The sequence below is a fragment of the Pseudomonas sp. GW821-FHT01C01 genome, assembly GCF_059422645.1.
Window position 1 is genome coordinate 143034 of the sequence record NZ_JBWKXF010000008.1, and the last position, 22764, is coordinate 165797.

Sequence of the window (22764 nt, forward strand, 5' to 3'; positions counted from 1 at the left end):
ATCGCCGAAATGTTAAGAGACTGCTTCCGAGAGTAAAAAATTTCACCATGAAATTAGCATCGCCAAACGCATTGCTTAGTGTCGAATAGTCGGTTGGCGTGACACTTAAGACGTATAGCTTCGGTAGCTATTGCTTGTCTCGGGATGGAGATTGTGAAATGGATTTTTTCAGGAATAAAAGCGCCGCAAAGCAAGCCATACCCACCAGTTCAAATAAGCCGCGCTCGACCAAATGGCACCGCATGTACTTTTTTCTTGCGGGGTTCGACGTGCTGGTTGTTGTGCTGAGCGTGCTATTGAATCACCTGATCGTCGATACCTATCACCGCTCCATCAAGGCAAACCAGTCGTGGGTCCAACAGCTGTCGAGCTATTCAACGCTGGGCAGCCTGGCTTCCACAGTCAATGCGCCGGGCAATAATGTGTTCGATACGCATAATGTTGAAGCCGAATCGCGGAACATGGATGAAGCCTTGCGCGCCTTCAACGAGCATTTGGCAATGGCCAAAAAACAGTTGGAAGTACGGATCGCCAATGAGGCTGAACACAGTGCAGATATACAAGCCTTTACCCTTGCATTGAAGGATGAGGTGGGTGCAATTGATGTCGCGATGGTCGAAATGGTGAACGAGGCCTTGCTGATCTTTTCCTACTTCAGGGAGGGGCAGTCGGATAATGCCGGCAAGCGCATGGCAACGATGGACAGGAAGTTTGCCCTGTTGCTCGCCTCACTCAGTACCGTGCGGGATCGCGTTGGCCTGATTCAAAGCAAGCTCCTGGAGGAGGAGCTTGAGTCGGTCGAAGAACTGCGCCGGGTCGAATACGCGATCATGCTGTTCGTGCTACTGATGGTCAGTGCGGCCGTTATCTACGGGGGCAAGATCAGGCGCGAAATGGAGTCGCAAGCAGCTGAAAGGGAAGGTTATCTGGCAGTGCTGCGCGAAAGCGAGAAGCAGGCCCGCCAGCAAGCATCGCTGCTGGACAAGGCCCAGGACGCCATTGTCGTTCACGGGATGGATAACCGCATCCTGTACTGGAACAAAAGTGCCGAGCGTCTCTACGGTTTGTCAAAGGAAGAGGCTCTCGGCAAATCGGCACAGGAGTTGATCTACCAGGGTAGCGCCGCTTTCAATGCGGCCACTAACAGCCTGATAGAAACGGGTGACTGGGCGGACGAAGTTACACTTCGACGCCGGGATGGCTGCACCATCACGCTCGAAAGTCATCGAACCCTGGTGCGAGACGATGATGGCCAGCCGCAATCCGTTCTGTCGATCAATACTGACATCACCCACCGTAAGACCGCTGAGCAAGAGGTCCAGCGTTTGGCCTTCTACGATCAGTTGACCGGGCTGGCCAACAGGCGGCTCATGTTGGACCGGTTACAGCATCTGCTGGCGGGCAGCTCCCGTAGCCTGCATACGAGCGCGATAATTCTCATTGACCTGGATAACTTCAAGGCACTGAACGACACGCTGGGGCATGACAGAGGCGACATGTTGTTGCAGCAAGTTGCTCTGCGCCTTTGCGGCTGCATACGTGAGGGCGACACCGTGGCTCGCCTGGGCGGAGACGAATTCGTCGTCCTGATGGATGGCCTTAATGAGAACCCTCCAGAAGCCGCTATCCAGGCCAAGGCTATTGGCGAAAAGATTCTCAACGCTCTGAACATTTCCTACCAGTTGGATGGATATGATCACCACAGCACCCCCAGCCTCGGCATTGCGCTGTTCCAGGGGCAGCTGAGCACAGTGGACGATATTATGAAGCGCGCTGACCTGGCGATGTATCGCGCCAAGGCGGCGGGCCGCAATACCATGCGCTTCTTCGATCCGGAAATGCAGGCGGTTGCCACGGCACGCGCCAGACTGGAAGTAGACTTGCGCCAAGGCTTGCAGGACAACGAATTCCTTCTTCATTACCAGCCGCAGGTGAATAGTGAGGGCCGTATCATTGGCGCAGAGGCACTGATGAGATGGCAGAATCCTGAGCGCGGAGTCGTGTTTCCAGGCGAGTTCATTCCATTGGCAGAGGAAACGGGGTTGATTCTGCCGTTAGGCCGTTGGGCGCTGCAGGCAGCCTGCACTCAGCTGGTTGCCTGGGCAAAGCATTCGGAAACCGCCCGACTGGGTATGGCTGTGAATGTCAGCGCCCGCCAGTTTCACCATCCGGACTTCGTCGAGGAGGTACTGCAAGTACTGAGATACACGGGGGCCGATCCGAAGAAATTGAAACTGGAACTGACCGAAGGCCTGCTGATAGAGGATATGGAAGGTACTGTCGCCAAAATGATCGAGTTGAAAGAGATCGGCATAGGCCTTTCGCTGGATGATTTCGGAACCGGCTACTCGTCACTGTCATACCTGAAGAGCCTTCCGCTGGATCAACTCAAGATCGACCAGTCCTTCATCAGAGATGTGCTGGTTGATCCCAACGACGCCGCCATTGCCTGCGCGATTGTGAGCCTGAGCCAGATATTGGGGCTTTCGGTGATTGCAGAAGGTGTGGAGACAGAAGCTCAGCGCACCTTTCTGGTCAAGCATGGCTGCCAGACCTACCAGGGCTTCCTGTTTTCCCCGCCACTGCCAGCCGAACAATTTGAGCAGTATGTTCACGAAAGATTAATGGCGAGCACTGATTTCCCACGGACCAAGACTAAATCGCCATAACTTCGCAGGAGCCTGGGAGCGTCCGCTTTCGGCTGTGGATTCAACCCAATGCGGACGATGAGAGGTCGACTCAAATGTGGCTCGCACCCGCAACTGCCGGAGGTAGCCTCGAACAGCTAGTAGGAGCGAGCCTTCTCGCATGGCGTTGACGATAAACAACATCTCAGGCTATGAGCTCGTAAGGGGCTGTCTTCTAACACAATGGGAATCTAACGCTTGCAAGGTGTCAGGTCATAGGGCGTTCCTCAAGGATTGCAGGTGGGCGACCTGACGGCTGAATTCAACGCTGGAAAGCCGTTGCTTCGGTCGCGGGCTCATGGCCTGGCTGATAACGCGTGTGGGTTGGCCGGTCAGGCGCGCGAGCACCAGCCATTGTTCGGCAACGCCGAGTTGTTCAAAACCGGGATGGCGACGCCGCACGCGGCGCTGGATGTCTTGCTGCAAAGCTTGCAGCAGGCCGGCCTGACCGTTGCGGCGCAACAGGAAGTCGGCACTGGCGCGCAGGTGCTCCTGCAATTGCCGGCGTGCTCTCGGTGCCGGTTCCAGCAGCGGCCCCTGCCGCATGCCAACGTGCCAGAAACCCAGGCCGATCAACGCGAACAACGCGACCAGCGCCTGGGGAAAATAGCGCAACAGCAAGGTCGGCAGGCTGTCGTGATCGGTATTGAAGATCAGCGTCACGCGGGTGTCGGCGGTCAGGTACCAGAGCAGCCAGGCATTGTCGTACTGGTCGATGGACGGGGTTTTCCACAAGTCGGCATCGGTGACCACGATGATCGAGCCGAGCCCGTGGTCGAGCTGCATCATGTGCGTGGCCCTGGCACTGTTGGCCCAGGCCTGGGCGAGGTTTTTCGGGTCTTCGAGATGGAACGCCGTATCGAAACCGGCGTAGGCCGGGGCGTCTTCGTTTTCCAGATAAAGCTTGGTCAGTTGCGGGTACGGATCATCGCCGACATTGGGCGGCGGTTCCTTGAGGTCTTTGCTCAGGGACTGGTGCAGTTGCACTCGATCGAGCAGCAGGTCATTGCTATGGCCGAGCTTTTCATCCCACAGCGACTCGGCGACGAACAGGAGCCGCCCGCCGGCCCGGGTCCAGTTCATCACCTGGTCGATCTGCCGTGGGGTCATGTTGTAGCGGTCCCCGAGCAACAGCAGGCTGCGTTGACGCGGGTCGAGGCTGGGCAGGATGTCGAGGCCGTTGACGTGGTCGACGCTCAGGCCTTGCTTGCGCAGGAACAGCTCCGCCGCCAGATAAGGGTTGGCCCTGGCTTCGGGGGAGGGGCCGTGGTCGATTTCGGTCTGGTAAGGGGTCGCCTTGAGGTACAGATAAACGCTCAGCGCAACCACCGACACGGTGATCAACGCGGCGGCTATCGCTCCCCAGCGCCGGCTCAACGGGCGGTCCCGGGGCCGAACAACACACGCCAGCCGTGACACAATTGCTGCTGCACCTGATCGGGCGGCAGGCGATGACCATAAGCCATGTTTTGCCAGTGCCCGGTCAGGCTTTTGCTGTAGGCCAGCAAGGCCGGTTGCTGTAACAGCTCGACCCGCCGAAGTACCTGCCCTTCGGTGTCGGCGGCTTTGAGCGCGATGTTGAAATCGTGCACCAGGCGACTGAGCAGGGCGCGATAGAGCAAGCCGAGCGCTTCGCGCGGGTGAGTCTGCCAGAGGCTTTCAGCGCTGGAGGCAATGTCCGCGGGCAGGGACCCGGGCTTGAGGTCCAGGCCGAACGCCTGCTGCGGTAACGGCCGCGCGGCTTTAACGTTGAGTGTCGGTCGTCGGCTGACGAACGCCTGCAACCAGTCGCGATAGCGCCAGATCAACAGGCCGAGGGCTGCGACGACCATGCCCCACAGCACGATTTCAATCAGTGTTGCCAATGCCCCGAAGTACTGCCCTTCAAACAGCTTCAACAGGGCTTTCAACCATTGCGGTGTCTTGCCGTCGTCCGGGGCCTCAGCACCCGGTTGGTCTTCACCCAAGCGGTAGCGTGTCACCGTTTCCCGGTTCTTGAAGGGTGGCTGTTCGAGGATTGCCTTGATGTTGTCCCTGGAGGCCTGGCTGCTCAGGGGCTGGTCCAGCAGGCGCGGGCTGTCGGGTGAAATGGCGGGTTCGGTGGCCCACGCGCTGTGTGTGGTCGGCATCAGCACAATCACGGCGATCAACAGGACAGCACCGGCACTGACGAGACGCTGGCGCATTCGGCGGAACACCAGTTCGATATCCCAGGCCTCCAGAACGGTGCGCCGGTTCAGGTAAAGGCTGAAACCGCAGGCGACATAGACCGGTTCCCAGAGCACCAGCACCAAGGCATAAAACGCGTTGGTCAGGTGCTCCAGCCAGAGCCAGTCCTGGTTGGCCGCAGAGATCAGCGACTGCCAGCTCCAGTCGAGCGCGACCTGTTGTGGCAGGAGCAGATAGAACAGCACCATCAAACCGATCCACAACGCGCCTTCGAGATGCGCGCCGATGATCGTCAGCCATCGCGCCGCGCCGCCGTCTCGCTGCAGCAATACGTGCAAACGCTGTTGTCGCGCGTGTCCGTCGAGGCCTTCCAGTTGCATCACCGGCATCAGGAAACTGCGGGGCAGGCTCAGGCGGCGCCAGGTCAGGCTGGCCAGCAATTGCGGTTTGAGCAACCGTAGCCATTGATAGAGCGCTTGTTTCAGTGTGGGTGTTTCACCGAACAAGGCTTTGGACAGGATGTACAAGGGCAGGCGCTCGAACGCCGGCTTCAGCCACCAGAAAATGAACACGGCGAGAGAGGGCGAATCCCGGAATCCCCAACTGAGCAGCGCGAAAACCGGCAAGGTGACAATGGCCCAACTGGTCATCAACAGGAGTCGGTGGCGCTGGCTCAGGAGTACCCCGAGGTCCATGGCTTCCCAGGTCGGGCGTGGGCGAATCACCACCGTGGCGTCACTCAGGCGCATGGCGGTGACGTCCGGCAAACACGAGATAAACCACCACCAGCAACCAGAGCGCCGCGCCGACCAGGTACTTGGTCTGGTGCGAAGGGTGAGTCATTGACGACCAGTAGGCTTCGATAAATGCCGCGATCAACAGAAACAGCATGACTCCGCAAATCAGCAGCACACTCTTGCGCGCTGCCAATCGCAAGGCCTCGGCGCGTGGCAGGCGCCCCGGGGCGATCAACGCCCAGCCCAGCTTCAGGCCGGCGGCACCGGCCAGGGCGATGGCGCTGAGTTCGAAAGCGCCGTGGCCGATCACGAAAGACCAAAAGGTTTGCCCGTAGCCAACGTAGGTCAGGTGCCCTGCCACCGCACCGATCATCAGGCCGTTGAAGATCAGGAAAAACACACTGCCCAAACCAAACAGCAAACCGCTGGCGAAGGTCTGAAAGGCAATGCCGATGTTGTGCATGATGTAGTAGCCGAACATCGCCCAGTCCTCACTGGCTGCCCGTTCCGCCGTGCGCCCGAGGTGACCGGCAACGGGGTCGTACATGCTTTGCATTTCACTGACCTGCTCGGCGGGGATCAGGTTGTAAATCAGGTCCGGGTACAGGTACACCAGCAGCGCGAAACCGGCCAGGCTGGCAAAAAACAGCAGGCTGGCGGCGAGTACGAAACGCCACTGTTCGCGCACCAGCCGCGGGAAGTCGGCCAGGATGAATGCCAGCACATTGCCCCCCAAACGGCTGCGATGACGGTAAAGCTGTTGATGCCCGCGCAGCACTTGTTGCTGCAAGGAGTCAATCAGAAAACTGCTGTAGCCACGCTCCCTGGCCAGTGCCAGGTGTTGGCAGAGACGTCGGTAGTCCCTCGGGAAATTGCCGGCCCCGTTGGCTTTCCTGTCGTGCTCCAATTGCTCGAGCAGGCGAGCGAACTGTTCCCATTCGGTCTTGTGCCGGTTTTCAAAAAGGCTTTGTTTCATGTCGGCCCCAACAAGCCGCGGGCGATGCCGTTGAGCTCGGCCACCGCTTGCGGGGCCGGGACTTGCAATGGTTGGGCGAGGATCGCAGCGAGTTCATCGACCCGGGCCTGGGAGAGTTCGCCCTGGCGCTCGGCAAAACCGAGAATGGCCCGTTGCTCGGTGAGTGTCAGGGCAAAGGCCGGGCGGCGGGGCCGGGCCTCGGGGAGTTCGGGGCGGGTGTGCGATTGTTCGCGGTAGATCACCAGGGTCCCGGCGGCGATATCGCCGAGGCGCTTGAGGTGAGGGTGTTGCAGGCAACTGATGGCCCCGAGGAAGTAGCCGAACGGTAACAGGTCGACAACGCGCAGCAGGTTGCGCAGCAGCGACGCGGACCAGCCGACCGGGGTGCCATCGTCGTGTACCACCCGCAGTCCCATCCATTGCTTGCCCGGCGAGCGGCCGTGGTTGAGGACCTCGAACAGCACCATGTACCACCAGCTCACCACGAACAGCAGGATTGACCCGAGTCCGGCGCCCAGTTTGCCGAGCATCGCCAGAGCAATGATCAGCACGCCCAGGACCAGGCCGCGCAAACCAAGATCGATGGAGAACGCCAGCGCACGGACCATCAACCCGGCCGGGCGCAGTGGCAGGTCGATGCCCTCCGGCGTTTCGACGTGATACCGCGTATCCAGTGGCGGTGACAGCGGCGCATTCCCAGGCAGTGCTGTGGTCTCGAGCATGGGCAACCTGATGATGTGGCCTTATTCGGGATTGTGTATCCATTCGATGCTAGCAGCCTATTCGAAGGGCGGGGGCGGGGGGAAACGACATAACTATGTATTGCATGGTGAGTCGCGCAAGGCGCTTGAATGACAAGACTACTGGCCGGGACGGGAGCTGAACGCCTAGACTTTGCCGATCTTCAGTTCAGGAATCGCCCGTGACCTCCATCTTCTGGTACGACTACGAAACCACTGGCATCAATCCCCGTTGCGACCGTCCGTTGCAAATGGCCGGCCTGCGCACTGACTTCGATCTCAATGAAATCGACGAACCGGTCAATCTTTACTGCCAGCCCAGTGAGGACATCCTGCCGCATCCGGCCGCCTGCGCGATTACGGGAATCACCCCCGGGCAACTGCAGGCACAAGGCTTGAGCGAAGCCGATTTCATGACCCGGGTGCATGCCCAGCTCGCAGCGCCGGGCACCTGTGGCGCGGGGTATAACACCTTGCGTTTCGACGACGAGATGACCCGCTACAGCCTGTATCGCAACTTTTTCGACCCTTATGCGCGGGAGTGGCAGGGCGGCAACAGCCGCTGGGACCTGATCGATGTGGTGCGCGCCGCTTATGCCTTGCGCCCCGATGGCATCGCGTGGCCGACGGACGACGAGGGGCGGGTTACGCTCAAGCTCGAACGCTTGACCGCTGCCAATGGTATCGATCATGGCAATGCTCACGAAGCGCTGTCGGACGTTCGCGCGACGATCGCCCTGGCGCGTCTGATACGGGAAAAACAGCCAAAACTGTACGACTGGCTGTTTCAGTTGCGCAGCAAACAAAAAGTCATGGACCAGATACGCCTGCTGCAACCGCTGGTGCATGTTTCCGGGCGTTTTTCGGCCGCGCGCAGCTATGTGGGTGTGGTGTTGCCACTGGCCTGGCACCCACGCAACAAGAACGCCCTGATTGTCTGTGACCTGCACCTCGATCCACAGGGCCTGCTCGACCTGGATGCCGAAAGTTTGCGCCAGCGCTTGTATACCCGCCGCGAGGAACTGGCCGAAGGTGAGTTGCCGGTGCCGTTGAAGCTGATTCACATCAACAAGTGCCCGGTGGTGGCACCATTGTCGGTACTTCGCAAAGAAGATCAGCAACGCCTGGATCTGGATATGGAGCTGTATCAGCAGCGGGTGTTGCGGCTAAATGACGCGCAGAAAGTTTGGCAGGATAAAATTCTGGCGATTTATGCCCGCGAGGATTTTTCCCAGAGCCAGGATCCGGAGCAACAGTTATACGATGGCTTTATCGGTGATCGGGATCGGCGATTGTGTGAACAAGTCAGAACCGTTGATCCGATGCAATTGGCACAAGAGCAGTGGCCTTTCGATGACGAACGTTTGCCTGAATTGCTGTTTCGATATCGCGCACGCAACTTTCCCGAAACGTTGAATTCCGAAGAGCAAGATCGCTGGCAAATATTCTGTCAGAAACGTTTGTCAGAACCCGAGTGGGGCGCGCCAAATACCCTTGAAAGTTTTGTAGAGGCCGCGGCCCAATTGAGCGTTAGTGCTACTCCGTTTCAGCAGGGGGTGCTCAATGAGTGGCAGGATTATGTCCAGGGATTGCGCCAACGTATGAATCTTTGAAATCGAACATGCCAGGGCTTAAACACCGAGCATAAAAAACGCCAGCATTTGCTGGCGTTATTTTTTGTCACGGATCCGTCTGCGACAAGCTCTGAGGCTTAGCCCAGCAGGGTAGCCCAGCCTTCCACCACGTCACCGCCCCACTTGGCTTTCCACTCTTTCAGAGTCTTGTGGTTGCCACCTTTGGTTTCGATGACTTCACCGTTGTGCGGGTTTTTGTATTGTTTAACTTTGCGAGCACGCTTGGTGCCGGCAGTTTTTACTGCGGCGCCGCGAGGTGCTTTGGTTTTGGATTCTGGATCCAACAGCGCGATGATGTCACGCAGGGATTTGGAGTACTCGCCCATCAGGGTGCGCAGTTTGCCTTCGAATTCCAGCTCGGTTTGCAGTTTGTCGTCTTGGGACAGGTTCTTCAAACGGGCTTGCAGCTCTTTGATAGCTTCTTCGGTGGCGCGATATTCGTTGATCAATGACATGTGGACTACCTTATGTTGTGCGCTGGATGGCAGGTGACAGTGCGGCAATAATAGTCACGGTGTTTCATCAAGTAAACATTTAAGCCAAGTTTATTTAATTTGGTTTCTGTGGTTTTGGCGCACATTGGTAATGCAATTGTTAGTGTGGTCCGGGTCTGTCAGATATACATAAATTAACAATTTACCGACAGCGCTAGAGCATCTGTGCGAACAGGCACTGGCGCTGTCCGACCTGCCGCACCGACCTTCCGGCAGGGCGAAACGTCAACAATACTGCAGTTTTGCTGCGCAATCGCTAGAATGGCGGCCTTTGCGAAGTTCTGGAGTTTCCCCCTCATGCGCACTTTTCGTCTGGTGATTTCTTGCCCGGACCGTGTTGGCATCGTTGCCAAAGTCAGTAACTTTCTGGCATCACACAACGGCTGGATCACTGAAGCGAGCCATCACTCGGACAATCTCAGTGGCTGGTTCTTCATGCGTCACGAAATTCGTGCCGACTCCCTGCCATTTGGTATCGAAGCGTTTCGCGAAGCTTTTGCCCCGATTGCCGAAGAGTTCTCGATGGACTGGCGCATCACCGATACCGCACAAAAGAAGCGCGTCGTCCTGATGGCCAGCCGCGAGTCGCACTGCCTGGCCGACTTGCTGCACCGCTGGCACAGCGATGAGCTGGACTGCGAAATTTCCTGTGTGATTTCCAACCATGATGACTTGCGCAGCATGGTGGAGTGGCATGGCATTCCGTACTACCACGTCCCGGTCAATCCGCAGGACAAGCAGCCGGCCTTCGCCGAGGTTTCGCGCCTGGTCAAGCAGCACGATGCCGAAGTGGTGGTACTTGCCCGCTACATGCAAATCCTGCCGCCCGAGTTGTGCAGCGAATACGCGCACAAGGTCATCAACATTCACCACAGCTTCCTGCCGTCGTTCGTCGGTGCCAAGCCGTATCACCAGGCGTCCCTGCGTGGCGTGAAGCTGATCGGCGCGACCTGCCACTATGTGACCGAAGAGCTGGATGCCGGCCCGATCATCGAGCAGGACGTGGTACGTGTCAGCCACAGCGACAGCATCGAAGACATGGTGCGTTTCGGCCGTGATGTCGAGAAAATGGTGCTGGCCCGTGGCCTGCGTTATCACCTGGAAGACCGGGTGCTGGTGCACGGCAACAAAACCGTCGTCTTCTGACAGACCGGCGACACCGTTGAAATTCGAAGGGCCTGGGCTAATGCCGATCAGTTAGGCGAACCCAGACGCTACGCCTTCCTGTAGCAGCTGGCGTAGCCTGCGTCCGGCTGCGCAGCAGTCGTAAATCCGGCTTGCAGGATCTCTCTGACGTACCGCGAGTTCTGATTTTACGACTGCTGCGCAGCCGGACGCAGGCTACGCCAGCTGCTACAGATTGCGTTGTGGCTTGACTGATCGGCATTAGGGCCTGGGCGTTCAATCGCTTCAGGTCCTTCGCCGTTTCTGCACTGAGGACATGACCATGGCCGATCCACTGGACAAAGCCACATCCAAGGCTCCCGCCACGCTGGGCGAGGGCTGCCTGAGCCGCTACGACCCGGATGACATGGGGCCGGAAACGGGTACGGAGTTTCCGGATGCCGCCCAATTGTGGGAGGAATTGAACGTAGGAGCCGGCTTGCCGGCGATAGAGTCCCAAGCTTGCAGTGATTTCCAGGGCCCTATCGCTGGCAAGCCAGCTCCTACGGATAGACATTCTTGATCAATTTCTTCAGCAGCGGCCGGCCCAGCATCAGCAAGAACACCGGGCCGCCGACCAGCAAATAGAAGTAATACGTCACCGCCCGCCAAATCAGAATCGCTGCTGCCGCCGTGGATTTTCCGACCATGGGCGCCAGCAACGCAGCGGACGTCAGTTCAGCCGCCCCGGCTCCGCCAGGCAAAAGACTGAATTGTCCGGCGCTCAGTGCAAGCATCTGGATCAGAAAACACCAGGCCCACTGCAAATCCGCGCCAAGCCCGCGCAACGCCAGGTACAGCACGCTGTAGCGCAGGACCCAATGCACACAGGTCAGGGCGAATACCTTGATCAAGGTCCTAACGGGCAACTTCAAGGTGTCGGTAAACGCCGCCAGAAAATGCAGGAGCTTGCGCGCCCAGCGCATTCGCGTGGCCGCTTTGACATTGAGCCGGGCGAGCCAACGGCCGCTCAGGCGAATCAGTAAACGGTGATACCGGGCCACCATGACGCAACTGATCAGGCCGCCGAACAGCGAGACGGTGCTGACCATCAGCATCCATTCCATGCGCTGGCTGAGGTGCTGGAACAGTGCGTAAATCAGAATCCCGCTCAGGGCGCAGAGGAAAAACAGCAGGTCGCTCAGTTGGTCCATGGCAAACACTGCGCTGCCCCTGGCCGGACGCACGCCGTGACGCGCCAGCAAGGCCATGATCGTCAGAGGCCCGCCACTGCCGCCGGGGGTGGCGCAGTAGGCAAATTCGGCGGCCATCACCACACCGAGGCTCCTGAGCCGGCTGACCTGGTCGCATTGATCCCCCAGCAACAGGCGCAAACGCAGGGTATTCACTACCCAGCACAGCAGGATCATGCTGAACATGACCAGCAGCCACGGCATTGGAAAACCGTCCAGTCGTGACCAGGTCTCGCTGCCGCCCAGCAGTGCCGGAATCAGCACCGCCGCGAGCAGGCCAATGAGCAACAGCAGTCCGCGACTCACGCGGCACGACCCATGCGGTCGTCTTGCAGCGCCAGCCAGTGGGCCTTGGTCATCGGAACTCGCCCGTTGTCGAGCAGACGTTCGAGGGTTTGTAGCCAGTATCGGCGCGAAAACTCATGGCGCATGTCCACCGGGTGCAGGCCCAGGCGAATCACCGGGGCGTGCTGCCAGCGTTGTTCACGGCGGTCGCTGACGAGCTTCGATACACCTCGGCGCAAGGCACTGCGTGCACTCCAGACCAGCCCCGGCGCTTCGATCGCGGTGAAATCCGGCAAGCGGTATAAGTGCTGCGAGTCGCTGGTATAGCGCAACGGTAATTGGCGCAATGCCTGGCGAGTGCCCGGGCTCATCAGCCAGGCCGGGGCGACGAACCCTTCCAGCGGCCAGTCATGACGGTGGAACATCTCGATGCCCGAACGCAGGCGGGCGAGTGCGGCTTCTTGCGACAAACGGTAAAACTCGCCTTCGTGGGTGTAGACCCGACGCATGAACCAGTCTCGTGGATTGCCGGTCATCGGACCGTCGTCGCAATGGAAGTAACCGTGCAGTGCCAGTTCGTCTCCCCGGGCGACCCGTGCAGAGAGCTGGCGGCGAAATTCCGGATGGGCGTCCAGGTCGTTGTGTCGGTGAAAGTCCGGCACCACCAGCCAGGTGATCGGCACGTCACCCAAGGCGTCGACGGCTTGCACAAACGGGCGGTAATCGCCCCACGTTGGCGGTGCCACGTCGTGCAGTACCAGTATCAAACCGGGCTTGTTCATGGACTCAACCATTGGCGGTCAGCGGCCATTGGCTGCCGAGCACGGCGTGGTAGTGGCGCAGCAAGCTGTTGACCACCGTGTCCCAGGCGTAATGCCGTTCGACATGCAAACGAGCGTGTTTGCCCAGCCCTGCGCTGCCCGACCCGAACAGTTCCCGAACGGCGCTGGCCATCGCGGCGGGGTTGTTCGGTGCGCAGAGCACGCCGCAGTCATCGTTGACGATTTCCTCGAAGGCCCCGGCCGCCACAGCCACCACCGGAATGCCGCTGGCCATGGCTTCGAGTAACACCAGGCCGAAGGTTTCCTGATCGCCGGCGTGCAGCAGTGCATCGGCACTGGCCATCAGGCGGGCAACTTGTGCGGCCGGGCAGAACTGGTCGATCACCGTCACGTTGGACGGCACGGACGTGGGCATCGACGAGCCAACCAGCAGCAGGTGATAGCGGCGACCCAGGCGTTTCATGCAGTCGAGCAGCACCGGCAGGTTTTTTTCCTTGGCGCCGCGTCCGGCGAAGATCAAGAGGTGGATGTTTTCATCCAGGCCCAACTCGGCTCGCAGCCCGGGATCTCTGGCATCGGGATTGAAGGTTTGCAGGTCGACGCCGAGCGGTTGCACAAACACATTCCTGACCCCAAGCCCGGTGAGCTTGTCGGCCATGACCCGACTGGGCGCCAGGACCCGGTCGAAGTTGCCGTAGAGCTTGCTGACATAAGCCTCGACGTTGTTGGTCACCCAATTGCCCATGCGGTTGCGGACCAGCAGCGGCAAGTCCGAGTGATAAAAGCCGATGACCGGTACATCGAGTTGGCGCCGCGCATCCAGCGCTGCCCATGCGGTGAGATAGGGGTCGCCGACTTCGATCAGATCGGGTTGCAAGTCTTGCAGGACATTGCGCCAGGGCGCGAGGCGCAGAGGGAAACGATAGCCCTTGCCGAAGGGCAGGGCGGGTGCCGGAACCGTGTAGATGCCATCCTGCTCGCTGAAAGAGGATCCGGGAATCAACAAACTGTGGCGAATGCCCGGTTTGATTCCCAAACGACGGTGCTTCGCATCCAGGTAAGTGCGCACGCCACCGCTGGCAGGGGCGTAGAACATGGTGATGTCAGCGATATGCACGATGAACAATCCTCCGGTCCCGATACTCCCTTGGTTGACCTATATGAAGGATAGATGTTCGGTTGGGGTTGTGCGGGTGGGGGTGTCAGCGGGGATATGTATCGTTTGACAGGCCGCCTTCGCGGGCAAGCCCACTCCCACAGTGGATCTCGGTCGTACACGAAGATCAAATGTGGGAGCGGGCTTGCTCGCGAAGGGGTCGGTGAGCGCGCCTCAGATCCTGAAGCTACCCACCAACTGCTTCAACCGCGCCGCCTGCTGCTCAAGGTCCGAGCACGCGCGCAACGTCGATTGCAGGTTTTCCACACCTTCCTGGTTCAGCGTGTTGATCTCGGTGATGTCGACGTTGATCGACTCCACCACCGCAGTCTGTTCCTCGGTCGCAGTGGCCACCGACTGGTTCATGCCGTCGATTTCACCGATTCGTAGTGTCACGCTGTTCAGGCGTTCGCCCGCAAGGTTGGCGATTTCCACGCTGTCCTGGCTATGGCGCTGGCTGTCGCTCATGGTGCTGACCGATTCCCGGGCGCCGACTTGCAGCTCCTCAATCATGGTTTGCACCTGTTGCGCCGACTCCTGCGTGCGGTGTGCCAGGTTGCGCACCTCGTCCGCCACCACGGCAAAACCGCGACCGGCCTCACCGGCGCGGGCGGCTTCAATCGCGGCGTTGAGCGCCAGCAGGTTGGTTTGCTGGGAAATGCTGGTGATCACTTCGAGAATCTGCCCGATGTTCACGGTTTTGCTGTTCAGCGATTCGATATTGGAACTCGATGCGCTCAGCATGCTCGACAGTTGATTCATCGCCACGATACTGCGATCCACCACTTGCTGGCCGTCTTCGGCCAGGCTGCGGGCATCGCTGGCCTGGTTCGAGGCCTGTGCCGCATTGCGGGCGATTTCCTGGGCGGCGGCGCCGAGCTGATTGATCGCGGCCGCAACGCTGCTGGTGCGCGAGGCTTGCTGGTCGGAGTTGAACATCGACGAGTTTGAGGCGGCCACCACGCGCAACGCCACTTCGTTGACTTGCCCGGTCGCGGAGGACACTTCGCGGATCGAGCCGTGAATGCGCTCGACGAAGCGGTTGAACGCGGTGCCCAGGGTGCCGAATTCGTCGTTGTTCTGGATGGTCAGGCGCTTGGTCAGATCGCCTTCGCCGTCGGCGATGTCAGCCATGGCGCGGGTCATGACGTGCAAAGGCTGGATCAGGAGGCGAATCAACATGCCGAGCAGGGCGATGATGATGGCCACGGCAATGATCGTCGCAATCACCGCGGAGGTGCGGAATTCGCTGAGCATTGAGTAGGCTTTTTCTTTGTCGACCGACAGACCGATGTACCAGTTGACCGACGACAAACCTTTGATCGGGGTGAAGGTCACGATGCGGGTTTTGCCGTCGACCTGGATTTCGCTCAGTGCGCTGCTGATGGCCGGCGTGTCTTGCGGGTAGACATCCTTGAGCGTCTTCATCGCCAGCGCTTTGTCGGGATGTACCAGGATCTTGCCGTCGGAGCTGACCAGGAAGGCATAACCCTTGCCATCGAAATCCAGCGTGCCAAGGCTGTCGGCGATCACCTGCAAACTCAGGTCGCCGCCGACCACGCCGATGTTCTGGCCGTCCTTGATAACGCTGTCGACAATGGAAATCACCAGTTGGCCGGAGGCCAGATCGATGTAAGGCTCGGTTAAAGCCGAACCGCTGCTGCCTTGCGCGCTCTTGTACCAAGGGCGTGCGCGCGGGTCATAGCCATCGGGCATCTTGCTGTCCGGGCGAATGATGAAAGAGCCATCCTTGCTACCGAGGTAGGCGCCCATGAAGGTCGAGGTCACGGCTTTTTGTACAAGCAGCCTGGAAACGTTGTCAGCATCGGGATTGAGCGCGACAGTTTGTGCCAGGTTTTCAACCAGCAGGCTGCGCCCGTTCAACCAGGTCTGGATATTGTTGGCGGTCACTCCGCCCATTTCCTGCAGATAGTTTTCCAGGTCTTCGCGGATGGCGTTGCGCTGCAAATAGTCGTTGTACAGCGTGAATGAGGCGAAGGCGGCAATAACAATGAGGGCGGCGGCAAGCAGGATTTTATGGCTGAAACGCAGATTTTTGTTCATGGCTTGAGGTTCCGCTAAGGTCTTAATGTCCTGCGCGTGCTTTTATAAAGGGACGCACAACGGGCAAGGTTGAAAGCAAGTGAATTTTCCGACTCTCCTTAGGGAAATTTCCGACCAGATCGTGTCTGACTGCTTTGTCGTTATCTCTATCGGCCGTGCAGGACTAAAGATTAATCATGGGTGACCAAATGCCTGACTCATTGCAACTCGTTATCGGCGCCGATCTCAAAGGGCAACCGATTGCCCAGGCCATGCGCCTGGCAAACCGCCACGGTTTGATCGCGGGCGCGACCGGCACCGGCAAAACCGTCACTTTGCAACGAATGGCCGAAGCCTTCAGCGATGCCGGCGTGGCGGTGTTCGCCGCCGACATCAAGGGTGACCTGTGCGGTCTCGGTGCCGCCGGCAACCCCCAGGGCAAGATCGCCGAGCGGATTGCCGGGATGCCGTGGCTCAACCACAAGCCTCAGGCCTATCCGGTGACGTTGTGGGACGTACACGGTCAGTCAGGTCATCCTTTACGCACGACCTTGAGTGAAATGGGGCCGTTGCTGCTGGGCAGTCTGCTGGAATTGACCGACAGTCAGCAGTCGGCACTGTACGCCGCGTTCAAGGTGGCGGACCGCGAAGGCCTGTTGTTGCTCGATCTCAAGGATCTGAAGGCGTTGCTCAATCACCTGCGGGACAACCCCGAGTTGCTGGGCGACGATGCGGCATTGATGACCACCGGTTCCAGCCAGGCATTGCTGCGGCGTCTGGCGACCCTGGAGCAACAGGGCGCCGAAGCCTTGTTCGGCGAGCCGGCGCTGCAACTCGAAGATATTCTCCAGCCCACTGCAGAGGGGCGTGGGCGCATCCATTTGCTGGATGCCAGCCGTCTGGTGCATGAAGCACCGAAAGTCTACGCAACGTTCCTGCTGTGGCTGCTGGCCGAGCTGTTCGAGCAATTGCCGGAGCGTGGCGATGCCGACAAACCATTGCTGGCGCTGTTCTTCGACGAGGCCCACTTGTTGTTCAACGGCACGCCCCAGGCATTGCGTGATCGTCTGGAACAAGTCGTGAGGCTGATTCGTTCGAAAGGTGTGGGCGTGTATTTCGTCACGCAATCGCCGGGTGACTTACCGGATGATGTGCTGGCGCAGTTGGGCTTGCGTATCCAGCATGGCTTGCGTGCATTCACCGCCAAAGAGCAGAAGTCCCTGCGCGCAGTGGCCGAAGGCTTCCGGCCGAATCCGGCGTTCGATGCGTTGTCGGTATTGACCGAGCTCGGGATCGGTGAGGCGCTGGTCGGCACCCTGCAGGAAAAAGGCACGCCGGAAATGGTCCAGCGGGTTCTGGTGGCGCCGCCGCAATCGCGGATCGGGCCGTTGACCGACGCCGAGCGCACGGCGCTGATTGCCGGTTCGCCGTTGCAGGGGCGTTATGACAAGCCGATTGACCGTGAATCGGCCTATGAGGTGCTGATGGGGCGCAAAGGTCTGGCGCCGCAAGACGAAGCGGCACCGGGTAAACCGGCACCCGAGGAGCCGAGCTTCACCGAGCAGGCCGGGGAGTTCCTCGGTACGGCGGCCGGTCAGGCGTTGAAATCGGCGATGCGCCAGGCGGCCAATCAACTTGGGCGACAGTTGGTGCGCGGATTGATGGGGTCGTTGCTCGGTGGCAGCAAACGCCGCTAGCTTGAGCGAACACAGTCAATGTGGGAGCGGGCTTGCTCGCGAAGAGGGCATGTCAGTCAACGTTATGTTGTTTGACACACCGCATTCGCGAGCAAGCCCGCTCCCACATTAGTGCTGTGTCAGGTTTTGCTTTTGGCGTGCGCCGCCAGTCGCTCCAGCGCTGCCCGCAGATTCGGGTCGCTGATCCCGTCGGCCGTGGCCTGAATGGTTGCGGCCGCATCGTCCGACAGATCCATGGTATGCCCGGCCGCGCCCCGCTGAACGGTAGGCGGCTGCACCTTGAACAGGATTCGTGTCAGGTTGGCAAACTCGTCGAACATTTGCAGTTGCCGTTGCAGGCGCTTCTGCTGGTAGCGCAGGCGGGTTGCCCAATGACCGTCGGTGACAATCAGCAACAAACTTCCTTCGCGCCATGAAGCCACGTGGCAATGCTCGCGAGCGGCGGGTTGCAATTGGCTTTCGAGCAAACGTTGCAAATGACCCAGGCGTTGAGCGTGGCCGAGAATGGCTTTCAGCGGCTTGGCTTCGCGTAGTAGAACGGCAGGTACTTTGGCCGTAAGTGGGCGAAATGCCATGATCAGACACCTGAAGTAACAGAGCCGCCATGGTAGCAGAAAGCACCGGATGCACCCGCCCATTGCTTTTGTGGGCGCTTTACCCATTAAATCAACAACTAACTTCTGCCTTGAACGGCTTGAAGTTGAGCAAAACGCCCTTATTTTAAGTGAGCCCCGTCAAAGCGCTGTGCCAGCATCGTGGAATATCGCCACTTTCCTCTCCATCGTTTCCGGGTAGAATGCTCGTTCGCATGCGGCCATGAGGGCTGCACGGGCGACTCACGGGGCCGCCCTCCATCCCTTTAGTGTGGAAGATCCTGCCGATATGTTTGCGCCTTTGTTAAAGAAACTTTTTGGAAGCAAGAACGAGCGTGAAGTCAAACGCATGCTCAAGACGGTGCAACTCGTCAATGCCTTCGAAGAGCAAATGGTGGCCCTTTCGGACGATCAATTGCGTGCCAAGACAAGCGAGTTCAAGGCCCGCATCGCCAAAGGGGAATCCCTCGACAAACTGCTGCCAGAAGCCTTTGCGGTCGCCCGTGAAGCCGGCAAGCGTGTCATGGGCATGCGCCACTTCGATGTCCAGCTGATCGGCGGCATGACCTTGCATGAAGGCATGATCGCGGAAATGCGTACCGGTGAAGGCAAGACCCTGGTGGCAACACTGGGCGTTTACCTCAACGCGCTGTCCGGCAACGGCGTGCACGTTGTGACGGTGAACGACTACCTGGCCCGCCGTGACGCCAACTGGATGCGTCCGCTGTATGAATTCCTCGGTCTGACGGTCGGCGTTGTCACGCCGTTCCAGCCACCGGAAGAGAAGCGCGCTGCCTACGCCGCCGACATCACCTACGGCACCAACAACGAATTCGGTTTCGACTACCTGCGCGACAACATGGCGTTCAGCATGGAAGAAAAATTCCAGCGCGAACTCAACTTTGCCGTGATCGACGAAGTCGACTCCATCCTCATCGACGAAGCCCGTACGCCGCTGATCATCTCCGGTCAGGCCGAGGACAGCTCCAAGCTGTACATCGAGGTCAACAAGCTGATCCCGCAGCTGAAGCTGCACGTTGAAGAAGTCGAAGGCGAAGTGACCCAGGCCGGTCACTACACCATCGACGAGAAGACCCGTCAGGTCGAACTCAACGAAGCCGGTCACCAGTACGTCGAAGAAACGCTGACCCGCATCGGCCTGCTGGCTGAAGGCGAGAGCCTGTACTCGGCGCACAACCTGAGCCTGCTGACTCACGTCTACGCCGGCCTGCGCGCGCACAAGCTGTTCCATCGCAACGTCGAATACATCGTGCAGGACGGTCAGGTCGTACTGGTCGACGAGCACACCGGCCGTACCATGCCGGGCCGTCGCTTGTCCGAAGGCCTGCACCAGGCCATCGAAGCCAAGGAAAACCTGAACATCCAGGCCGAAAGCCAGACCCTGGCGTCGACCACCTTCCAGAACTACTTCCGTCTGTACAACAAGCTGTCCGGCATGACCGGTACGGCCGACACCGAAGCGTTCGAGTTCCACCAGATCTATGGCCTGCAGGTCATGGTGATTCCACCGAACAAGCCGCTGGCCCGTAAAGACTACAACGACCTGGTGTTCCTGACTGCCGACGAGAAATACGCGGCAATCGTGGCCGACATCAAGGAAAGCATGGCCGCAGGCCGTCCGGTCCTGGTCGGTACAGCCACCATCGAAACCTCCGAGCACATGTCCAGCCTGCTCGTGAAGGAAGGCATCGAACACAAGGTTCTGAACGCCAAGTTCCACGAAAAGGAAGCCGAGATCATTGCCCAGGCCGGTCGCCCAGGCGCACTGACCATCGCCACCAACATGGCCGGTCGTGGTACCGACATCCTGTTGGGCGGTAACTGGGAAGTGGAAGTGGCCTCGCTGGAAAACCCGACCCCTGAGCAGATTGCCCAGATCAAGGCCGACTGGCAGAAGCGTCACCAGCAAGTGCTCGAATCGGGCGGTTTGCAGGTGATTGCGTCCGAGCGTCACGAATCGCGCCGTATCGACAACCAGCTGCGTGGTCGTGCCGGTCGTCAGGGCGACGCCGGTTCCAGCCGTTTCTACCTGTCGCTGGAAGACAGCCTGATGCGCATCTTCGCCTCTGACCGGGTGAAGAACTTCATGAAGGCCCTGGGCATGCAGCCTGGCGAAGCGATCGAGCACCGCATGGTGACCAACGCCATCGAAAAGGCCCAGCGCAAGGTTGAAGGCCGCAACTTCGACATTCGCAAGCAACTGCTCGAGTTCGACGACGTCAACAACGAACAGCGTAAAGTGATCTATCACATGCGTAACACGTTGCTGGCCGCCGACAACATCGGTGAGACCATCGCCGACTTCCGTCAGGACGTGCTCAGCGCCACCGTCAGCGCACACATTCCTCCGCAATCGCTGCCTGAGCAGTGGGACGTGGCCGGTCTGGAAGCGGCGTTGCAGAGCGACTTCGGTGTGACGCTGCCGATCCAGCAATGGCTCGATGAAGACGATCACCTGTACGAAGAAACCCTGCGCGAGAAGCTCATGAACGAGCTCGTCGCGGCGTACAACGAGAAAGAAGACCAGGCGGGCGCCGAAGCGCTGCGCACCTTCGAGAAACAAATCGTCCTGCGCGTACTGGACGACCTGTGGAAAGACCACCTGTCGACCATGGACCACCTGCGTCACGGCATCCACCTGCGTGGTTATGCCCAGAAGAACCCGAAGCAGGAATACAAGCGCGAGTCGTTCACCCTGTTCTCCGAATTGCTGGATTCGATCAAGCGCGACTCGATCCGTGTGCTGTCCCACGTTCAGGTTCGCCGCGAAGACCCGATCGAAGAAGAGCAGCGCCTGCGTCAGGAAGCCGAGGCATTGGCCGCTCGCATGCAGTTCCTGCATGAAGAAGCCCCAGGCCTGGAGCATCCGGAAGTGTTGGGCGAAGAAGTCGATGTTGCCCTCGCTGCTGCGCCGGTTCGCAACGAGCAGAAGCTGGGTCGTAACGAGCTGTGCTATTGCGGTTCGGGCAAGAAGTTCAAGCATTGCCACGGGCAGATTCAGTAAAACCCGTTTCAAACGCTGAAATACCCGCGCCGCGACCGGCTTCTGCCGTCGCGGCGTTTTACCATTCGAACCACCGTTTTTCCTGAAACGGTGCTGACATCACCTATAAAGGAGCGCATTCATGGCTGTTGGTCTTGGTCCTTTGCCAACGTTGCACCCGGTTGCCGGTTTTGAACTCGGTATCGCCTCGGCCGGCATCAAGCGCCCGGGGCGCAAGGATGTTGTGGTCATGCGCTGTGTTGAAGGCTCCACGGTTGCCGGCGTGTTCACCTTGAACGCCTTTTGCGCCGCACCGGTGATCCTGGCCAAGCAGCGCGTACAAGGCCCTGTGCGTTACCTGCTGACCAATACCGGCAATGCCAACGCCGGCACGGGCGAACCTGGCCTGGCCGCCGCCGAGCGCACCTGCGCCAGGTTGGCGGAACTGACCGGTGTCGATGCCAGCCAGGTGCTGCCGTACTCCACCGGTGTGATTGGTGAGCCGCTACCCGTTGAGAAAATCGAAGGCGCCCTACAGGCGGCCCTCGATGATCTGTCGATCCACAACTGGGAAGCTGCCGCCACCGGCATCATGACCACCGATACGTTGCCCAAAGGCGCCAGCCGCCAGTTCCAGCACGACGGTGTGACCATCACCGTTACCGGCATCAGCAAAGGCGCCGGCATGATTCGCCCGAACATGGCGACCATGCTCGGCTACATCGCCACCGACGCCAAGGTTTCCCGCGACGTGTTGCAAAACCTGATGCTCGATGGCGCCAACAAGTCGTTCAACCGCATCACCATCGATGGTGATACGTCGACCAACGACTGCTGCATGCTGATCGCCACCGGTCAGGCTGCGCTGCCGGAAATCACCCGCGCCGAGGGCGAGTTGTTCGCCAAGTTGAAGCAAGCGGTGTTCGAAGTGTGCATGGATGTGGCCCAGGCCATCGTTCGCGACGGCGAAGGCGCGACCAAATTCGTGACCGTTGAAGTCAACGGCGGCGGTAATCACCAGGAATGCCTGGACGTCGGTTACACCGTGGCCCACTCGCCGCTGATCAAGACCGCATTGTTTGCATCCGACCCGAACTGGGGCCGTATCCTGGCCGCTGTTGGCCGTGCCGGTGTGCCGAACCTGGACGTGAGCAAGATCGACGTGTTCCTCGGCGGCGTGTGCATTGCCAGTCGTGGCGCGCGCGCGGCGACCTACACGGAAGCCCAGGGCGCGGCGGTGATGCAGCAGGAAGAAATCACCATCCGTATCGAGTTGGGTCGTGGCAATTGCAGCGAAACCATCTGGACCACCGACCTGTCCCACGAGTACGTGAAGATCAACGCCGAGTACCGCACGTAATAGCGCATGACCTGTAGGAGCCAGCTTGCTGGCGAAGGCGTCATCAGCCG

Annotated in this window: 16 protein-coding genes and 1 pseudogene; 6 read left to right on the top strand and 11 right to left on the bottom strand. The window is 59.5% G+C overall.

Going from position 1 to position 22764, the window contains the following annotated elements; all coding sequences use genetic code 11:
* Positions 1-158 precede the first annotated feature (158 nt).
* The gene (locus tag AC07XF_RS08330; protein WP_495026119.1) at positions 159-2669 is read left to right on the top strand and encodes a putative bifunctional diguanylate cyclase/phosphodiesterase; all 2511 of its coding nucleotides are present in this window, start codon (positions 159-161) and stop codon (positions 2667-2669) included.
* Positions 2670-2900: 231 nt separating this feature from the next.
* On the opposite strand, the gene AC07XF_RS08335 is transcribed toward AC07XF_RS08330, so the two are convergent.
* Genes AC07XF_RS08335 through AC07XF_RS08350 form a run of 4 tightly spaced genes read right to left on the bottom strand, consistent with a single transcriptional unit; the run spans position 2901 to position 7291 of the window.
* Positions 2901-4064: a DUF4350 domain-containing protein gene (locus tag AC07XF_RS08335; RefSeq protein WP_495026120.1), complete on the bottom strand. Its 1164-nt coding sequence runs from the start codon at positions 4062-4064 to the stop codon at positions 2901-2903.
* Positions 4061-5605: a DUF4129 domain-containing protein gene (locus AC07XF_RS08340; RefSeq protein WP_495026121.1), complete on the bottom strand. Its 1545-nt coding sequence runs from the start codon at positions 5603-5605 to the stop codon at positions 4061-4063. The genes AC07XF_RS08335 and AC07XF_RS08340 overlap by 4 nt, the downstream gene beginning before the upstream one ends.
* The gene (locus AC07XF_RS08345) at positions 5592-6569 is read right to left on the bottom strand and encodes a stage II sporulation protein M (RefSeq protein ID WP_495026122.1); all 978 of its coding nucleotides are present in this window, start codon (positions 6567-6569) and stop codon (positions 5592-5594) included. Before AC07XF_RS08345 ends, AC07XF_RS08340 begins: the two co-directional genes overlap by 14 nt.
* Complete coding sequence (locus AC07XF_RS08350) at positions 6566-7291, bottom strand: RDD family protein (protein ID WP_495026123.1); 726 nt, start codon at positions 7289-7291, stop codon at positions 6566-6568. Before AC07XF_RS08350 ends, AC07XF_RS08345 begins: the two co-directional genes overlap by 4 nt.
* A 200-nt stretch (positions 7292-7491) precedes the next feature.
* Between AC07XF_RS08350 and sbcB the strand changes: the two genes are divergently transcribed.
* Entirely contained in the window at positions 7492-8922 is a 1431-nt protein-coding gene (gene sbcB, locus AC07XF_RS08355; RefSeq protein ID WP_495026124.1) for an exodeoxyribonuclease I, read from the top strand.
* A gap of 98 nt (positions 8923-9020) precedes the next feature.
* On the opposite strand, the gene mvaT is transcribed toward sbcB, so the two are convergent.
* The gene (gene mvaT, locus AC07XF_RS08360; RefSeq protein WP_495026125.1) at positions 9021-9398 is read right to left on the bottom strand and encodes a histone-like nucleoid-structuring protein MvaT; all 378 of its coding nucleotides are present in this window, start codon (positions 9396-9398) and stop codon (positions 9021-9023) included.
* 336 nt (positions 9399-9734) lie between these two features.
* Here mvaT and purU point away from each other — a divergent pair, with 336 nt between their 5' ends.
* On the top strand, positions 9735-10583 hold the full coding sequence (purU, locus tag AC07XF_RS08365) for a formyltetrahydrofolate deformylase (RefSeq protein ID WP_007986152.1): 849 nt from the start codon (positions 9735-9737) through the stop codon (positions 10581-10583).
* 521 nt (positions 10584-11104) lie between these two features.
* Here purU and gpgF read toward each other — a convergent pair.
* The 5 genes and pseudogenes from gpgF to AC07XF_RS08390 form a co-directional block, all read right to left on the bottom strand.
* Entirely contained in the window at positions 11105-12100 is a 996-nt protein-coding gene (gene gpgF, locus AC07XF_RS08370) for a glucosaminyl phosphatidylglycerol flippase (protein WP_495026126.1), read from the bottom strand.
* Positions 12097-12873 (bottom strand): N-acetylglucosaminyl phosphatidylglycerol deacetylase, encoded by a 777-nt coding sequence (gpgD, locus tag AC07XF_RS08375; protein WP_495026127.1) that lies wholly within the window; start codon positions 12871-12873, stop codon positions 12097-12099. The genes gpgF and gpgD overlap by 4 nt, the downstream gene beginning before the upstream one ends.
* Positions 12866-13987 carry an N-acetylglucosaminyl phosphatidylglycerol synthase gene (gene gpgS, locus AC07XF_RS08380; protein WP_495026128.1) on the bottom strand — a complete coding sequence of 374 codons (1122 nt, stop codon included), beginning with the start codon at positions 13985-13987 and terminating at the stop codon, positions 12866-12868. Before gpgS ends, gpgD begins: the two co-directional genes overlap by 8 nt.
* Before the next feature lie 204 nt (positions 13988-14191).
* Complete coding sequence (locus AC07XF_RS08385; RefSeq protein ID WP_495026152.1) at positions 14192-14956, bottom strand: methyl-accepting chemotaxis protein; 765 nt, start codon at positions 14954-14956, stop codon at positions 14192-14194.
* Positions 14957-15049: 93 nt separating this feature from the next.
* Positions 15050-16081 (bottom strand): annotated as a pseudogene (locus AC07XF_RS08390) (HAMP domain-containing protein); the annotation flags it as partial.
* 188 nt (positions 16082-16269) lie between these two features.
* On the opposite strand from AC07XF_RS08390, the gene AC07XF_RS08395 reads away from it, so the two are divergent.
* The gene (locus tag AC07XF_RS08395; RefSeq protein WP_495026129.1) at positions 16270-17757 is read left to right on the top strand and encodes a helicase HerA-like domain-containing protein; all 1488 of its coding nucleotides are present in this window, start codon (positions 16270-16272) and stop codon (positions 17755-17757) included.
* 119 nt (positions 17758-17876) lie between these two features.
* Here AC07XF_RS08395 and AC07XF_RS08400 read toward each other — a convergent pair whose 3' ends face one another.
* A complete protein-coding gene (locus AC07XF_RS08400) occupies positions 17877-18332 on the bottom strand; it encodes a DUF721 domain-containing protein (protein WP_495026130.1) in 456 nt (151 codons plus the stop codon).
* 307 nt (positions 18333-18639) lie between these two features.
* Here AC07XF_RS08400 and secA point away from each other — a divergent pair, with 307 nt between their 5' ends.
* Together secA and argJ are read left to right on the top strand one after the other, a co-directional pair.
* Positions 18640-21375, top strand: coding sequence for a preprotein translocase subunit SecA (gene secA / locus AC07XF_RS08405; RefSeq protein WP_495026131.1), 2736 nt, complete (start codon positions 18640-18642; stop codon positions 21373-21375).
* Positions 21376-21496: 121 nt separating this feature from the next.
* The gene (gene argJ, locus AC07XF_RS08410; protein WP_495026132.1) at positions 21497-22714 is read left to right on the top strand and encodes a bifunctional glutamate N-acetyltransferase/amino-acid acetyltransferase ArgJ; all 1218 of its coding nucleotides are present in this window, start codon (positions 21497-21499) and stop codon (positions 22712-22714) included.
* Positions 22715-22764 lie beyond the last annotated feature (50 nt).

Coding starts and splice junctions, on each gene's coding strand:
- secA (WP_495026131.1), top strand. CDS start 18,640: ATGTTTGCGCCTTTGTTAAAGAAACTTTTTGGAAGCAAGAACGAGCGT.
- mvaT (WP_495026125.1), bottom strand. CDS start 9,398: ATGTCATTGATCAACGAATATCGCGCCACCGAAGAAGCTATCAAAGAG.
- AC07XF_RS08385 (WP_495026152.1), bottom strand. CDS start 14,956: ATGTTCAACTCCGACCAGCAAGCCTCGCGCACCAGCAGCGTTGCGGCC.
- gpgD (WP_495026127.1), bottom strand. CDS start 12,873: ATGGTTGAGTCCATGAACAAGCCCGGTTTGATACTGGTACTGCACGAC.
- argJ (WP_495026132.1), top strand. CDS start 21,497: ATGGCTGTTGGTCTTGGTCCTTTGCCAACGTTGCACCCGGTTGCCGGT.
- AC07XF_RS08330 (WP_495026119.1), top strand. CDS start 159: ATGGATTTTTTCAGGAATAAAAGCGCCGCAAAGCAAGCCATACCCACC.
- purU (WP_007986152.1), top strand. CDS start 9,735: ATGCGCACTTTTCGTCTGGTGATTTCTTGCCCGGACCGTGTTGGCATC.
- AC07XF_RS08340 (WP_495026121.1), bottom strand. CDS start 5,605: ATGCGCCTGAGTGACGCCACGGTGGTGATTCGCCCACGCCCGACCTGG.
- AC07XF_RS08395 (WP_495026129.1), top strand. CDS start 16,270: ATGCCTGACTCATTGCAACTCGTTATCGGCGCCGATCTCAAAGGGCAA.
- AC07XF_RS08350 (WP_495026123.1), bottom strand. CDS start 7,291: ATGCTCGAGACCACAGCACTGCCTGGGAATGCGCCGCTGTCACCGCCA.
- AC07XF_RS08400 (WP_495026130.1), bottom strand. CDS start 18,332: ATGGCATTTCGCCCACTTACGGCCAAAGTACCTGCCGTTCTACTACGC.
- AC07XF_RS08345 (WP_495026122.1), bottom strand. CDS start 6,569: ATGAAACAAAGCCTTTTTGAAAACCGGCACAAGACCGAATGGGAACAG.